Source organism: Furfurilactobacillus curtus, from assembly GCF_054657915.1.
The window spans coordinates 887,643-901,183 of record NZ_BAAHXU010000001.1; the positions used below are offsets into that span (position 1 = coordinate 887,643).

The window sequence follows — 13,541 nt, forward strand, 5'->3', positions numbered from 1 at the left end:
CCGGAGCCTCAAGTAATCTAGTCTCCGGTTGCCTCATATGCTTAAATTAACGTTCCATATTCTGGCGAATTTCACTCTTCATGAACAGACGCGTCGCATCATATTCAATATCAAAGATCATTTCCCCAAACATCGTAAACGCATTACTTTGATACTCAATTAACGGGTTCAATTGACCGTAACCACGTAACTGAATCGACTGACGCAATTGATCCAATGTGTCGATATGATCGGTCCAATGTGAGTCCACACAACGTAGAATGACCACTTTTTCAAATTCAAGCATCTGATTAGGATCGTAGAGTTGTTGTTGCTTTTCTTCAAAGACCCGGTTGGCCTGTTCCATCAAGAGGGCCTTAATCTCGTCGGCAGTCTTTCCCGCTAACATTTCTGTCGTAATAACATCTTCGTTAACCATCGCCGCTGTGGCAAAATCGACGATATTGTCCAGTTCCCAATTCTTTTGGTCCCCGTTGGTATGCATATCGACGATCCGGTTAACGGTCCGCTCGATCATCGGCATCATGACCCACTTCAAGTCATCCGCTTCGGTAATGATTAATTGACGCTGCTTATAGATGACTTCCCGTTGTTCACGCATCACATCGTCATATTGAAGCACGTTTTTCCGCGAATCGTAGTTATTCCCTTCAACTCGTTTTTGCGCTGACTCAACTTGGCGGGTGATCAAACGGCTCTTAATCACCGCATCGTCATCTTCCACATTCATCCGCTGCAAAATGGCTTTGACCCGTTCAGAACCAAATCGCAACATCAAGTCGTCTTCTAAGGACAAATAAAATTGTGAAAAGCCCGGATCACCTTGACGACCAGAACGGCCCCGCAATTGATTATCAATCCGTCGCGACTCATGCCGTTCAGTCCCAATGACCGCTAAACCACCTAGTTCTTTGACTTCAGGTCCTAATTTGATATCAGTCCCACGTCCGGCCATGTTCGTCGCAATGGTAACCGCGCCCTTTTGTCCCGCGTTCATAATAATTTCGGCTTCACGAGCATGGTTCTTCGCGTTTAATACATTGTGGGGAATCTTTAACCCGTCCAATTGATGAGATAGGTATTCAGATGTTTCCACAGCCACCGTCCCAATTAGCATGGGTTGACCTTTTTCATGCAAGCGCTGAATTTCTTCAACAACCGCTTTGAACTTACTCTTCAAACTTGGATAAAGTAAATCAGGCTCATCTTTACGTGCGACTGGGCGGTTCGTCGGAATCGTCACAACTTCCATATTGTAAATTTCACGAAATTCTTCCTGTTCGGTTTTCGCCGTCCCAGTCATCCCTGAAAGTTTGCTATACATCCGGAATAAGTTTTGGTACGTAATGTTAGCCATCGTCTTCGACTCTTCTTGAATCTCAACGTGTTCTTTCGCTTCCAAGGCCTGGTGTAGGCCATCAGAGAAGCGACGGCCTTCCATGATCCGTCCAGTAAATGAATCCACGATCATGACTTCGCCTTCCTGCACCACATAATCAATATTATTGAACATGATGTAGTTAGCCCGTAAAGCTTGGTCAATATGATGCGTTAACGCAGTGTTTTCCGTATCATATAGGTTATCTAAATCAAAGTATTCTTCAGCTTTTCGATTCCCTTCATCCGTCAAAGACACTGTCTTGGATTCCAAATCGACCTTAAAATCGCTCTTTTCTCGCAGTGTTTTGGCAAAGCGATCCGCTCGTTCATACAAGCTAGAGCTGGTCGTGGCACCACCAGAGATAATCAATGGGGTCCGCGACTCATCAATTAAAATTGAGTCAACTTCATCGATGATGGCAAAGTTAAGGCCGCGCTGAACTTGATCCTCTTTGTACACAACCATGTTGTCACGCAGATAATCAAAACCAATTTCCCCATTGGTGGAATAGGTAATATCAGCATTGTAAGCCGCCCGTTTTTCTTCAGACGATTTCTCTGATGAATTGATCCCCACTGTCAGGCCAAGCCAATTATAGAGCTCACCCATTTCTGTGGCATCACGAGCTGACAAATATTCATTAACTGTCACCACGTGAACACCCTTGCCACCCAATGCATTGAGGTATACGGGCATCGTCGCCGTTAATGTTTTTCCTTCACCAGTCTTCATTTCGGCAATATCACCACGATGGAGAACAATCCCCCCCATGATTTGAACCCGGAATGGAAATAAGCCTAAGACCCGCTTGGCCCCTTCACGGGCAACAGCAAAGGCTTCTGGCAATAAATCATCTAAAGATTCACCATTTTTAATACGTTCTTGAAACGCTGGTGTTTTAGCTTGTAATTCTTCATCACTTAATTTTGCGTACTCATCCTCATAGGCCATCACTTGATCAGCCACATGGCCGAGCCGCCGGATTTTACGGGTGTCAGATTCAACCCATCTCTGTAAGACATTTGGCATGTTGTAACTTTTCCTTCCCTCATTAAACGTTACAAATAATGCAGTATATCAAATTCTAAGTTTATCATTTTCGTCGGCGAATGAAAAGTGACACAATTTAAAATCAGAGGTAAATGCGTTGAGCGACGCAAGCAATTCTTTCTTATTCATTAACATAAAAAAAGCCACGGCAATCAACCGCAGCTCCTAATTTATTTGAATTATTCATTAGCGCCTGCTTGCAGCAGACCATACCGACCATCATTGCGCCGATAAACGACATTGACATCATTCGTCTCTGCATCTTCGTAAATAAAGAAGTCATGACCTAACAGGTCCATTTGTAAAATAGCTTCTTCATTATCCATTGGCTTTAGTTGCAAGCTCTTGGTTCGAACTACGTCAAATCTAGTCTCTGGTTGCGCCGTCATCGCAGCTTCTTCTTCTGGACGGAAGTCTAAGCCTTTGTAACCTTTCTCACGGGACTTACGGTTTACCTTAGTCTTGTACTTTCTAATCTGTCGTTCAAGCCGATCGGACATCGTATCAATACTCTTGTATAGATCATCCGATGTTTCTTCAGCGCGTAACGTCAAATATGGAAGTGGGATGGTAACTTCAGCTTTCGCTGTTTTATTTGGGTACACCCGTAAATTTGCATGGGCAACCGCATTTACGTTAGGATCCAGGTACCGTTCCAACTTGGTGACCTTTTTTTCAACATAGTCTCTGAGTGCATCGGTTACTGAGATGTTTTCTCCACGAGTCTGTACATCTAACATAAAACTTCGCTCCCTTCCGAACTAAGTTCCCGCTTTCGCGGAGGCTTAAACGCGAATGTCGCGTCGCCAATTCAATTGTCTTTTTTTGTGGCAATTGATCCGATAACGTTAGGACCACTCTATCGCTATCTGTAACCCCATTATACCCAACCAAAGATGAACACTCAATTAATATCGTTCTCATAACGTGAGCCAGACCGAGTGAGCCCGCGTAACAACGGACAATCGCAGTTAGGCAGGTTTTGCATGGTTGCAATTGTCCGTTGTGCACAGGGCTCAGGTCTGGCGAGCGCGTTTACAAAAGCGTATGAGACCGAGTCCATCTCATCTTCAAAGAGCAAGTTCATCGTGCCAGCGTCAGAGCTGTGATTGATAGGGGTTGAGCGGGTCTGATTGCTTGGACAGCAAATTGCATGGTGCGACCGGTTGTGTATACATCATCAAAGATTAGCACGCGCTTATTGCGTAATTTTGAACGGAGATCAGCCACTAACCCGAATGGTTGCTGCACGCTCATTCGATTTTGCCGGTTGCGCCTAACCTGATGGCCTTTTGCCTGGTCGATCACGGCTAAAGCTGAAACAACGTTAGGGCATTGGGCTAGCAGTGCTATCGTCTGGTTGAACCCCCGTTGCGTAAAAGTTGTTTCTGCAACCGGCATGGGAACCACTAAGTCCACCGCTTGTTGCGCAATCGTTTGGGCAATTTTTTCGGTAAAAACGGCAGCTAAATGTAATGCACTACGAAACTTATACTGCACCATAAAATCATGCATCGCTGTATCATAAATAAATAATCCCCGATTTTTGATCATCGGCTCCGCTAACACTTGTTGCCAGCGCCGACAATCATAACAAATCACTGGCGAATCTTGCACACGGCCACATTGCGGACAAAGTGGTTGGTGATTAATTTGAGTGAATTGCTGCCAACAGGTATCACAGATAGTCGGCTGAACCAATTTTTGCCAGTGCAGCAACATCTGCAAGGAAACTAGTGTTTGAATTGGCCGCTGACACATCAAGCAGACTGACATTCTGGTAATCGCCGCCCCTTTCGGTTCACGAGCCGAATCTGTTGACGCGCTCGTTTGAGTGCGAGCGTTTGCTCGGCAATCCAGAAAATAACGCGCCCGGTCGGATCTTTTGCACTGCGACCAGCGCGTCCGGCCATTTGGACCAGTGCTGCGCTTGAAAACACATCATCATCGGCACCTAAGACAAAAACGTCAATTTCTGGTAGAGTTACCCCGCGCTCTAAAATCGTGGTGGTAATCAAAAAATCAAGCTTTTGCTCGCGCATTTGCACTACTTTGACCGCTCGTTGCTCATCACTAGCATGAACGGTCGCAAACTCGGCCATTGGCAATTTTTGCCGAATAACCGCTGCTATCGGTGCCAATTGGCTCACGTGGGGAACAAATAGTAAAAAACGGCGGTGCTGTTCACAACATTGCTTAATCGCCATCAACAGCTGCCTAGGTAATTTTCCTCGTTTTAAATTAGCTCGCCAACGTAAAGCCAATCGCAAACGAATTTCTGGTAACAGATGACCATGAAATCGCAGCGGCAAATAGCTAATCGACAATTTCCCCCGGTGAACTTCCCACAAAAGTTGGCGACTGGGCGTGGCTGTTAGATAGAGTAAAGCTGATTGTGGCTTTACGGCTTGTTGAACTGCAAAACCCAAACGGGGATTTTGTGCAAACGGAAAAGCATCCACCTCATCAACAATCAGTACGTCAAAGGCGTGGTAAAATCGCAATAGCTGATGGGTCGTGCAGATGGTGACCTGTCGATATTGATACGGTTCCGTCTGATGGCCGTACAATAATGCAATGGGCACCTCAGTGAAGGCTGCCTGCAGGCGCGGATACAGTTCTAAACAAACATCCACTCGTGGTGAAGCAATCGCAACTCGCTTACCCATACGAATCGCATCAGCTAGTCCTAAAAAAAGCATTTCTGTCTTACCTGCTCCTGTTACCGCCCATAATAGATGCTGCTGATTTTGCCGAAACACATCGTTAATTTGAGTCGCACATTGTTTTTGTAACCGGGTCAATGTTCCGCGCCACGATAGCGGTTGAGCTACCGGTGTGAAATAATTAGGCTCCGGTAACGAAAACAACGGTTGCTGACTATGAACAGCGCCTAATAAGAAACAAGCGGGACAATAATAGCCGCCTGCCGGTAAACGAACTTGTTGTTTCAATGAGCGTTCATGGCAACGTTGACAAATAATCCAGCGACCATGTTCGATCATACTTGGACGGTGGTTAAATCTTGTCACATCAGCATCTTGGGGCAAATCAATGGCGGTCAACTGGCGCCCGTATAATAATCCAGCTTGCATATCAAGTTTTCCTCCCAATTTCAGACTATTGGCTACCTAATGACATACGGAAAACAAACTTAATTTGATGGAGAAAATCTCAATGGATCAACCCACTTTAATCACCGTTGCTCAACAAACAACCATCGAACAAACGATTAAGAAATCACGTTTCATAGCTACCATTGCACCAATTTCCTCTGAAGTTGCCGCCAATCAAGTCATTAACGAGGTTAAGTCATCACTGCCTAAAGCAACCCATCACGTGTACGCTTATGTCTTAGGCGACCACAATGAAATTACCCGGCAAAGCGATGATGGTGAGCCAAGTGGCACAGCTGCTTCCCCAGTGTTAAATGTTATAACGAATGACAATTTGCACAACGTCATTATCATTGTCACGCGCTTTTTTGGCGGCATCAAACTAGGCGCTGGTGGCCTGATTCGTGCATACGGTAGCTCAGCTAGTCTCGTAGTCAATCAAGCCCCGCGTTTGCAACGACAATCATTAACTGCGTATCAAATCTCCCTCAACTATGATCAAGCTGAGCCGCTGATGAATTGGCTCACTGAGCGGGTCGTCAACATTGATCATGTCGATTATGGCGCAGCCGTTACCTTAACACTTCTACTCGAATCGTCCGACGACACTTTTGAAACTGATTTAATGAATCAAACCAACGGTCGCGCACAAATTCTCGAGACAATGCCAACCACCGCGTGGATCCCTTATCAATCAAAAAACTGATCATGTGATTTCTTCACCGAAGTCACATGATCAGTTTTTTGGTTTAAATTAAAGCGATTTATTTACGATCTTGCACCGCGCCGTCAACAGTTCGATTGACTTGCATACTCGTCAATGGAATATAGCCTAATTTTTTCACTAATCCCTTTTGAACCGACGAACTCGTCATGTAGGTCAGGAAGGCCTTAGTCGTCGCACTTTCTTTGCCTTTGGTGTACATGTGTTCATACGACCAAATATGCCATTTGTTTGTTGCAACGTTGGCATCGGTTGGGGCGACACGATCAATTGACAACGGTTGTAACGTGTCTTTGACATAGGAAAAGGCTAAGTAGCTAACGGCCCCAGGCGTCGTAGCAACGATCTTTTGAACGGTTCCATTAGAATCTTGTTCCTGGCTTTGCATTGCTTGAGCACCATCGAGCCCATATTTTTCAAATGTTGCTCGGGTGCCTGATCCTTTGGCCCGATTAATAACCACAATCTTTTGGTCAGCCCCACCAACTTCTTTCCAGTTCGTGATTTTACCGGTAAAAATATCAATCAACTGTTGTTTGCTAATATCTTTCACGTCGGCATCTTTATTAACAACTGGAGCCATCCCAACAACCGCAAACTTATGGTCCTTCATCCCTGTCCGATCAAGTCCTTTTTGTTCTTCGGCAAATAAATCTGAATTGCCGATGTTAACTGCTCCTTTTTGAACTTGACCTAAGCCGGCGCCAGAACCGCCACCTTGGACATTGATGGTAACACCGCTATTTTTTTCTTGAAAGGTTTGACCAGCTTGTTCAACTAATGGTTGTAAAGCGGTTGATCCAACTGCAACCACTTTCCCCGACAGCTTTTGATCAGCTTGGGCTGCACTACTCTTTTTGTCTGATGCGCACCCTGCTAACGTCATAACTAAGCTTAACCCAAGTACACTCGCTAAAACTGCTTTTTTCATGGTTCAACCTCTTCTCTCTTATTGCCGAAATCAGCGACAACTGACTCGGTACATTAAGCATACTGAGGCAATGTAAAATGATCATGATGAAGCTGTATTGTTTACGTAAACAATACGTAAATATCGCTAAATAGGCGGTTGAGACAAAAACAAGTGCTAAACCACCAAAAAGCGGAACATAAGTCGTTTACCGGCTGATGTCCCGCTCGCTTTTTGATAAGCATCCCCAGCACCAAACTTATTGCCTGATTTAATCAGGCAAATGCTTACTGTTTTAAATGATAGTTGTAGGTTGAAACGATGATGTTTTCGCGTGAATTCAATACAGACCTTAACCGTAAACTTGTTTGGTTATGCAAAATGTTTTGCCAGGGTCGTCGTGGTACAAACTGCGGGACCAAAACAGTCGTCGTATAATTACGCTCAGCCGCTCGTTTGGCAATAACATCACAGAAACGCAAAACCGGCCCAGAAACGGAGCGATACGATGAGTGAATATCAACGAAACGGACGTTAGGAAAATCCCGTTTAAATTCCGTGACGGTTTCTTTTTCCTTATTTGGATTTTGATCGAAGGACACGTGCATCGCAATGACGTAGTCTCCAATTGATTCAGCATAGTCAATCGCATTTTTGGTAACTCGAGTAACGTTAGAAACCAAAACGATCACGGTCGCACCATCGTAGTGATGAGGAGCTGTTTCAATATTTTCGGCAACCCTTAATTGTTCAGCAACCGTTTTGTAATGCTGATGAATTTTATGAAAAACCCACATAAGCAAGGCCATCACCAGCGGGTAAGGCCAAACATTGCCAAAACGAGTCACAAATAAGAAAATCGCAATGGCTGCAGATATGAATGCCCCGACAAAGTTAATAAAGGCTTTCCCTTGCCAAAAGCCAGTCTTCTCTCGACGCCAATGAATAATCATGCCTGATTGTGATAACGCAAATGGGACAAAGACCCCGACCGCATAAAGCGGAATTAGCAACGTCGTCTGAGCATTAAAAATCACGATTAATGCAATCGCACCGGCGGCCAAGGTGATAATTCCGTTGGAATAGCCTAGTCGATCACCGCGGTCCATGTAGGCATGTGGCAGGTTCTTATCCTTAGCCAAGTTAAAGGCCAGAATTGGAAACGCTGAAAACCCAGTGTTAGCTGCAACGGCCAAAATCATCGCAGTGGCTGTTTGTAACAAGTAATACATCAAGCCGTGACCAAAAATGCCGACACCAATTTGTGAAAGCACGGTTTGAGTCGCCATCGGCTTAATCCCTAACCAGTAGTTGATAAAGGTGATCCCCCCGAAGAAGAACGCAAGAATCGTGGCCATGATGGCTAATGTCGCCGCTGCATTATTCGTTTTTGGTTTCTTGAAGTTTGGCACCGCATTACTGATTGCTTCCACCCCAGTCAATGAAGACGAACCTGAACTAAAGGCTTTAATAAAGAGTAACGCCGTCATTCCTTGGACGGGAGCCCCGACTGCCGCAGTGGCATGATAGGTAATTTGACCAGTCACAATATTATAAATTCCCACGATAATCATGATTAAAATCATGACCACAAAGAAATATACCGGAATCGTCAAGAAGTTGGCTGATTCACTCATACCACGCAAATTCAGCGTCATCACAAATAACACGATAACAATCGAGATTGCTACTTGATGATGATATAAGGCTGGAATTGCTGAGGTGATCGCTTCGGTACCTGATGTTACCGAAACGGCCACGGTCAGCATGTAGTCCACCAATAAGGATCCACCAGCCACTAGCCCAGCTGGACGGCCCCAATTAGTCGTCGCAACCACATAGGCGCCCCCACCTGATGGGTATGCGTGAATGATCTGTTGATAAGACAACGTGATCGCCAACAACAAAATGAGGACAATGCCGGCAATTGGTAAAGAAAACCAAATAGCTGCTGCCGATAATGTGACCAACACCGTGGTGATCTGTTCAGTCCCGTACGCAACAGAGGACAATGCATCTGATGAAAGCAACGCCAAGGCCTTAAATTTGGTCAGTGCCTGACCGCCTTCATCCAAAGTTTTTAGCGGTTTACCAATGAGCAATCGCTTTAAATACCGCCACATTTTGAAACTCCCTTTGGCAGGTACAACATTGCACCTACCTTCTATAAATTAAAGTTACTGACAACGACATTTGCGTCACAAATTTCTCGCCCACAAACGTCAAAAAAGCCAGCAATATTCTGCGGCTTTCAGCTAACTTATCTTACACTAGATTTTGCATAAAGGCCATGTGAAAAATTAGTGTCAAACAAGTCATTGTTGTCGAACACTGATAAGCAATAGAAACAATCGTAATTAGATATTCCCTTTCGACTAAATTAAAAGGTGTTAGACAAGAGCTAGTCCAAATTAAACAGATTACGTGATAAATGCAAACAAGGTGCTCAACCAACTAAAATTGGTGAGCACCTTGTTTATTAAACAGTCTTAATCAATCAACGGTTGGCGTTTTAGCCTACATCATACCGCCCATTTGAGCAGCTTGAGCAGCAGCTGCTGCATCAGCACCGTTATCCTGCTTTGGTTCTTCAGCCACAACGGCTTCGGTCGTTAATAATAAGGAGGAAACGGACGCAGCATTTTGCAAGGCTGACCGTGTTACTTTGGTTGGGTCCACGATCCCAGCATCAACCATGTCCACCCAGTCATCAGTTGCAGCATTGTAACCAATCCCTGGTTTCTGTGACTTCAGCTTTTCAACGATCACTGAGCCCTCTTTACCAGCGTTTTCAGCAATCTGACGCACTGGTTCTTCAAGCGCACGCAGAACAATATTAATTCCCGTTTGAACGTCGCCTTCTTCTTCCAATGCAGCGACTGCTTCGATAACGTTAACTAATGCAGTACCACCACCAGAAACGAAGCCTTCTTCAACTGCGGCTCGCGTCGCATTCAACGCATCTTCAATCCGGTAACGACGTTCCTTCAATTCGGTCTCAGTTGCAGCACCGACGTTAATTCGGGCAACCCCACCAGATAACTTAGCTAAACGTTCTTGTAACTTTTCTTTGTCGAAGTCTGAAGTCGTTGCTTCTAACTCAGTTCGAATGTTGGCAACCCGTTCGTCAACGTCGGCCTTGTTACCAGCGCCTTCAACGATCGTCGTGTTATCTTTGGTAACAGTAACTTTACCAGCTTGACCCAACTGTTCGACAGTCGTGTCTTTCAAGTTCAAGCCGAGGTCGTCAGTAATCACAGTACCACCAGTCAAAGCAGCAATATCTTCCAACTGCGCTTTGCGCCGATCACCAAAGCCAGGGGCCTTAACAGCAACGACGTTAAACGTACCACGCATCTTGTTCAAGACTAACGTTGGCAATGCTTCACCAGTAATGTCATCAGCGATGATCAGTAAAGCACGGCCCTGTTCAACAACTGATTGCAGTAATGGCAAAATGTCTTGGATGTTAGCAATCTTCTTATCCGTGATCAAGATGTATGGGTTATCCAAGTCAGCTTCCATCTTGTCATTATCGGTAACCATGTATTGACTCATGTATCCACGGTCAAACTGCATCCCTTCAACTACATCCGAAGTAGTCTCGATCCCCTTAGATTCTTCAATGGTGATAACGCCATCATTGCCAACCTTTTCCATTGCGTCAGCAATCAATTCACCAACTTCTGGATCTGCAGCCGAAATCGAAGCAATCTGAGCAATGTCTGACTTAGTTTTGACGTCGTGGCTCATCTTGTGTAAAGCATCAACGGCTGCATTGGTCGCTTTTTCAATCCCTGTCCGGATCCCAACTGGGTTGGCACCGGCAGTCACATTCTTCATGCCTTCGTTTACGATGGATTGTGTGAGCACCGTAGCAGTTGTCGTCCCGTCACCAGCGATGTCATTAGTCTTAGAAGCAACTTCAGCAACCAACTTTGCACCCATGTTTTCGAAATGGTCAGCCAATTCAACTGCTTTAGCAATCGTTACACCATCATTAGTGATGGTTGGTGAACCATAACTTTGTTCAAGTACAACGTTGCGACCTTTTGGTCCAAGTGTGGTTTTAACCGTGTTCGCTAATTTATCAACCCCAGCAAGCATTGAGCTGCGGGCATCTTCAGAAAACTTTAGATCTTTAGCCATGTGAATTTCCACCTCAACTATTTTTTATTTCGTCTTTATTTACGCAATTTAGGTCGAAAATTATTCAACAATTGCGACAATATCTTTTTCATGGAGAACTAGGTAATCTGCACCGTCATAAGTCACTTGGGTCCCGGCGTACTTGTCAAACATTACTGTGTCGCCTTCCTTAACGGATGGTGCAACAGAGTCACCGTTGTCCAATACACGGCCAGCACCGACAGAGATAACTTTTCCAGTCGTTGGTTTTTCTTGCGCATTACTTGCCAAGACAATACCGCCAACGGTTTGTTCTTCTTCTTCAGAAGCTTGTAAAATAACACGATCTCCTAATGGTTTTAACACGTTAATCCCTCCAATAATTTTCGTTGAAATAAACGCTTTTAGCACTCTTAATGTCTAAGTGCTAACAACAAGGTCTATAATAACCATCCCCGATTCTGAATGCAAGGCTTTTGGTCAAACTTAGTCAAAAAAATTAGCAGCCCCGGACCCACACTGCTAATTGATAGCTGTCAACAAGGCATAAGGATTAAGCTGGGCGATGCTTAAAAAAACGTCAGTCACTTCGCAAAGCAACCGACGTTCATCCTTTTGTATTCAGCTAATAATCACAACTGTTTATCCTTGTTCACCCTCAGTTGGTAGAATCTCAGCATAATGATCAATGAAATAAATGAGTGTCTGTAATTCATTAGTCAAATCAACGTTTTGAACCCGCACTGAGTCAGGTACAGACAAGCGACGTGGCGTAAAGTTCAGAATCCCCTTGATTCCGGCCTTAACCAATTGTTCCGTCACATCCTGTGCTGTACGTTCTGGAACGGTTACGATGGCGATCGAGATTTGCTGATCCTGCAATTGACGGCCCATTTCTGATAATGGATAAATTGGCACACCACTTTGAACTGTGTTTACGATATTGTCGTTAACATCAAAGGCTGCGCTGATACGAACATTGCTGTTTTGATGAAAATTAAAGTTCAATAATGCATGGCCTAAATTCCCCACCCCAACTAATGCAACATTGGTCAATTGATCTTGATTCAGAATCTTTTTAAAGAACTCAATGAGCTTTGCAACATCATAACCGTAGCCTCTTTTGCCGAGGGCACCAAAGTATGAAAAGTCGCGACGAATAGTTGCAGAGTCGACTTTAACCGCCTCCGATAACTGGGTTGAAGAAACGCGGGTCTTATCCGCATCCAATAAAATGTTTAAATAACGGTAATAGATCGGCAGCCGTTTTGCTGTCGCACGTGGAATTCGTTGTTCGGCCACGACGGTTCACTCCTTTTTGTTCGATTAGTATCGCTTGTGAAACTAATGTGTAGACCAATTATAGCATAGGGTCACTTATTGTGAAGTAAATTTCATTCTTTTATCTGTTTCTTTCACAAAGTTTCTTGCCGTTTGGCTTAATAAAATCCTGATTTACCTTGATCTGAAAGCTTTTGAATCGACTGTCTTTTTCCTAAAACTTCGTACTGTTGATATTAATTAAAATCACGAACTTTTATAATCATCGTCATTAATCCTTTACCAACCACTTGTTTCACAAGCTCAATCAGCGCAGCCGCTTGGTAACCCATGCCGCTTCATTGCTCGACATGTTAGAATGGTAGTTATGAAATCGTTTGATGAGTGAAGGAGTTTTCGACTATGTATGTTCTCCAAGTACAAGCAGTCGCACGTCGTTTCGGCGCCGATACCTTATTTGAAAATGTCTCTATGACGGTTGAAGATCACGCACGTGTCGGCTTAGTTGGTCGCAATGGCGCTGGCAAATCAACCTTATTAAAAATGATTGCAGGCTTAAATGAACCTGATGCTGGCACCATCTCCACTGGTAAAGCAGTTACGGTGGGATACCTCCCCCAAGATGCCGGGCTAACTTCAAATAATACTGTCTGGAACGAGATGCTCACTGTATTTAGTTTACAGCGTCAACAAGAACATCGATTACACGAATTAGAAGCGCTGATTGCGGATCCCACAGCAGATCATCAAAGTACGACTTACCACCGTTATTTAAGCGAATATGATCAACTACAACAAAATTTTAGCGACCACAATGGTTATGGCTATCAAGCCCTGATCCGCGGTGTCTTACATGCCTTTCACTTTGATGAAGATACGTATGATCGCAACGTCACGCAATTTTCAGGTGGTCAAAAAACACAGCTAGCCTTAGCAAAGTACTTATTGCAG

General features: G+C 44.4%; 10 protein-coding genes and 1 pseudogene. 2 read left to right on the top strand and 9 right to left on the bottom strand.

Annotated features, from left to right (window positions below; genetic code table 11):
* Positions 1 to 46: 46 nt before the first annotated feature.
* The 4 genes from secA to ACYQ0Y_RS04525 all read right to left on the bottom strand — a co-directional run bounded on the left by secA (position 47) and on the right by ACYQ0Y_RS04525 (position 5,526).
* Complete coding sequence (gene secA, locus ACYQ0Y_RS04510; protein ID WP_407883956.1) at positions 47 to 2,410, bottom strand: preprotein translocase subunit SecA; 2,364 nt, start codon at positions 2,408 to 2,410, stop codon at positions 47 to 49.
* A 200-nt stretch (positions 2,411 to 2,610) separates the two neighbouring features.
* A complete protein-coding gene (gene hpf / locus ACYQ0Y_RS04515; RefSeq protein WP_407883958.1) occupies positions 2,611 to 3,171 on the bottom strand; it encodes a ribosome hibernation-promoting factor, HPF/YfiA family in 561 nt (186 codons plus the stop codon).
* A gap of 343 nt (positions 3,172 to 3,514) precedes the next feature.
* Complete coding sequence (locus ACYQ0Y_RS04520) at positions 3,515 to 4,207, bottom strand: ComF family protein (RefSeq protein ID WP_407883960.1); 693 nt, start codon at positions 4,205 to 4,207, stop codon at positions 3,515 to 3,517.
* The gene (locus tag ACYQ0Y_RS04525; RefSeq protein ID WP_407883961.1) at positions 4,192 to 5,526 is read right to left on the bottom strand and encodes an ATP-dependent helicase ComFA; all 1,335 of its coding nucleotides are present in this window, start codon (positions 5,524 to 5,526) and stop codon (positions 4,192 to 4,194) included. Before ACYQ0Y_RS04525 ends, ACYQ0Y_RS04520 begins: the two co-directional genes overlap by 16 nt.
* Before the next feature lie 82 nt (positions 5,527 to 5,608).
* On the opposite strand from ACYQ0Y_RS04525, the gene ACYQ0Y_RS04530 reads away from it, so the two are divergent.
* Positions 5,609 to 6,253 (top strand): YigZ family protein, encoded by a 645-nt coding sequence (locus ACYQ0Y_RS04530; RefSeq protein ID WP_407883963.1) that lies wholly within the window; start codon positions 5,609 to 5,611, stop codon positions 6,251 to 6,253.
* A 58-nt stretch (positions 6,254 to 6,311) separates the two neighbouring features.
* On the opposite strand, the gene ACYQ0Y_RS04535 is transcribed toward ACYQ0Y_RS04530, so the two are convergent.
* The 5 genes from ACYQ0Y_RS04535 to ACYQ0Y_RS04555 all read right to left on the bottom strand — a co-directional run bounded on the left by ACYQ0Y_RS04535 (position 6,312) and on the right by ACYQ0Y_RS04555 (position 12,611).
* Positions 6,312 to 7,202 carry a phosphate ABC transporter substrate-binding protein PstS family protein gene (locus tag ACYQ0Y_RS04535; protein WP_407883965.1) on the bottom strand — a complete coding sequence of 297 codons (891 nt, stop codon included), beginning with the start codon at positions 7,200 to 7,202 and terminating at the stop codon, positions 6,312 to 6,314.
* A gap of 266 nt (positions 7,203 to 7,468) precedes the next feature.
* Complete coding sequence (locus ACYQ0Y_RS04540) at positions 7,469 to 9,304, bottom strand: APC family permease (protein WP_407883967.1); 1,836 nt, start codon at positions 9,302 to 9,304, stop codon at positions 7,469 to 7,471.
* Positions 9,305 to 9,698: 394 nt separating this feature from the next.
* A complete protein-coding gene (gene groL, locus ACYQ0Y_RS04545) occupies positions 9,699 to 11,330 on the bottom strand; it encodes a chaperonin GroEL (protein WP_407883969.1) in 1,632 nt (543 codons plus the stop codon).
* A 60-nt stretch (positions 11,331 to 11,390) separates the two neighbouring features.
* Positions 11,391 to 11,675 (bottom strand): co-chaperone GroES, encoded by a 285-nt coding sequence (gene groES / locus ACYQ0Y_RS04550; protein WP_407883971.1) that lies wholly within the window; start codon positions 11,673 to 11,675, stop codon positions 11,391 to 11,393.
* Positions 11,676 to 11,951: 276 nt separating this feature from the next.
* Positions 11,952 to 12,611, bottom strand: coding sequence for a redox-sensing transcriptional repressor Rex (locus ACYQ0Y_RS04555; RefSeq protein ID WP_407883972.1), 660 nt, complete (start codon positions 12,609 to 12,611; stop codon positions 11,952 to 11,954).
* A 465-nt stretch (positions 12,612 to 13,076) separates the two neighbouring features.
* Between ACYQ0Y_RS04555 and ACYQ0Y_RS04560 the strand changes: the two are divergent.
* Positions 13,077 to 13,517, top strand: a pseudogene (locus tag ACYQ0Y_RS04560) (ATP-binding cassette domain-containing protein); the annotation flags it as partial.
* Positions 13,518 to 13,541 lie beyond the last annotated feature (24 nt).

Coding starts and splice junctions, on each gene's coding strand:
- ACYQ0Y_RS04520 (WP_407883960.1), bottom strand. CDS start 4,207: ATGTCAGTCTGCTTGATGTGTCAGCGGCCAATTCAAACACTAGTTTCC.
- ACYQ0Y_RS04525 (WP_407883961.1), bottom strand. CDS start 5,526: ATGCAAGCTGGATTATTATACGGGCGCCAGTTGACCGCCATTGATTTG.
- groL (WP_407883969.1), bottom strand. CDS start 11,330: ATGGCTAAAGATCTAAAGTTTTCTGAAGATGCCCGCAGCTCAATGCTT.
- hpf (WP_407883958.1), bottom strand. CDS start 3,171: ATGTTAGATGTACAGACTCGTGGAGAAAACATCTCAGTAACCGATGCA.
- ACYQ0Y_RS04530 (WP_407883963.1), top strand. CDS start 5,609: ATGGATCAACCCACTTTAATCACCGTTGCTCAACAAACAACCATCGAA.
- ACYQ0Y_RS04535 (WP_407883965.1), bottom strand. CDS start 7,202: ATGAAAAAAGCAGTTTTAGCGAGTGTACTTGGGTTAAGCTTAGTTATG.
- ACYQ0Y_RS04540 (WP_407883967.1), bottom strand. CDS start 9,304: ATGTGGCGGTATTTAAAGCGATTGCTCATTGGTAAACCGCTAAAAACT.
- secA (WP_407883956.1), bottom strand. CDS start 2,410: ATGCCAAATGTCTTACAGAGATGGGTTGAATCTGACACCCGTAAAATC.